This is a genomic window from Thioclava sp. UBA3469, assembly GCF_002378135.1.
Lineage (GTDB): Bacteria > Pseudomonadota > Alphaproteobacteria > Rhodobacterales > Rhodobacteraceae > Thioclava > Thioclava sediminum.
This window is the reverse complement of sequence record NZ_DFRG01000014.1, coordinates 3,126-4,788: the sequence shown is the minus strand read 5'-3', so window position 1 is coordinate 4,788 and position 1,663 is coordinate 3,126. Positions and strand designations below refer to the sequence as shown.

At 66.0% G+C, this 1,663-nt stretch carries 3 protein-coding genes; all 3 read left to right on the top strand.

Going from position 1 to position 1,663, the window contains the following annotated elements; genetic code table 11:
* The coding region (locus tag B3D39_RS01175; RefSeq protein ID WP_286789303.1) for a 3-phosphoshikimate 1-carboxyvinyltransferase at positions 1-823 on the top strand (823 nt) is incomplete at its 5' end.
* Complete coding sequence (locus tag B3D39_RS01170; protein ID WP_274962934.1) at positions 820-1,329, top strand: hypothetical protein; 510 nt, start codon at positions 820-822, stop codon at positions 1,327-1,329. The genes B3D39_RS01175 and B3D39_RS01170, both read left to right, overlap by 4 nt.
* Positions 1,326-1,663, top strand: a 338-nt coding sequence (locus B3D39_RS01165; RefSeq protein ID WP_286789302.1) for a (d)CMP kinase, incomplete at its 3' end; no start/stop codon positions are given. The genes B3D39_RS01170 and B3D39_RS01165, both read left to right, overlap by 4 nt.

Genomic DNA, 1,663 nt, shown 5'->3' with positions numbered 1-1,663 from the left:
GGTGAAATCGGCGGTGCTGCTGGCGGGTCTGAACGCGCCCGGTCAGACCGTCGTGATCGAGAAGACCCCGACCCGCGATCATACCGAGCGGATGCTGCGCGGCTTCGGTGCCGAGATCACCACCGAAGTGACCGAGCAGGGCCATGTCATCACGCTGCAGGGCCAGCCCGAGTTGAAAGCCCAAGAGGTCGCCGTGCCGCGCGATCCGTCTTCGGCCGCTTTCCCGGTCTGTGCTGCGCTGATCGTGCCGGGCTCCGAGATCGTGGTGCCGGGCGTCAGCCAGAACCCTACCCGCAACGGGATCTTCATCACGCTGCGCGAGATGGGCGCCGATCTGACCTTCGAGAACGAGCGCGAAGAGGGCGGCGAGCCGGTGGCCGATCTGCGCGTGCGCTATTCCAAGCTGCACGGGATCGACGTGCCCGCCGAGCGCGCCTCGGCGCAGATCGACGAATATCCCGTTCTCTCGGTCGTCGCAGCCTTTGCCGAAGGCGTGACCCGGATGCCCGGCGTGCATGAACTGCGCGTGAAGGAAAGCGACCGGATCGACGCGATGGCGCGTGGGCTGGAAGCCAACGGCATCAAGATCGAGGAAGACGAGGATACGCTGATCGTGCATGGCTGCGGTCCCGAGGGCGTGCCCGGCGGCGGCACCGCCGTGACCCATCTCGACCACCGGATCGCGATGAGCTTCATGGTGCTGGGCATGGCCGCGCAACAGCCGGTCTCGGTCGATGATGGCTCGCCCATTGCAACCTCCTTCCCGATCTTCGAGGACCTGATGGCCGGGCTTGGCGCGGAGATCGTCCGGGCGGACCGGTGAGCCGGGCGCAGGTCGCCTTTGTCCTGCTCGCGGCCCTGACGGGGGCCGTCTATCTTGCGATGACGCTCGTTACCTTGCCGCATCTTCGGGATGCGGCGGGCGGTCTGGCGCCGTTCGATTTGCGTCCGGGTGGCTACAGTGCTGAGCAGGCCCGGACGCTCCTCGATGCCCTGGACGCACCGGCGCGACAGTATTACCTCTCGGTTCAGCAGCGGCTCGATCTTGTCTTTCCGGCCCTGGAGGCGGTGACGCTGATTGTCGCGTTCCGTACCCTTGCAAAGGGCTGGCTTGCCGTGGTGTTGTCGATCGTGGCTGCTCTTGGTGCTGTGTTTGACTATCTCGAAAATCATGCCGTCGCCGCATTGTTGCGGACCGGCACGGTAACGGATGACATGATCGCCTTTGCGAGCAGATGGACGCTTCTGAAGAGCGTCGCAGTCACTTTGAGCCTGACGGCCTTGGCGCTATTGATCCTGCGGGCAGTTTATTTGCGGATGAAACGATGAAATTCACAGTCGCCATCGATGGCCCCGCCGCTGCGGGCAAAGGTACGATCAGCCGGGCCGTGGCCGAGCGGTTCGGGCTGGCGCATCTCGACACCGGCGCGCTCTATCGCGCGGTCGGCATGAAATCCGAAACCGAGGGGCTGGAGCCCATCGCGGCGGCCAAGGCGCTTTGCCCCGAGGATCTGGAGCGCGACGACCTGCGCACGATGGAAGCGGGGCAGGCGGCCTCGATCGTGGCTGCGATCCCCGAGGTGCGCGCGGCGCTGGTGGCGTTTCAGCGCGATTTCGCGGCGCGCGAGGGCGGTGCGGTGCTCGACGGGCGCGATATCGGCAC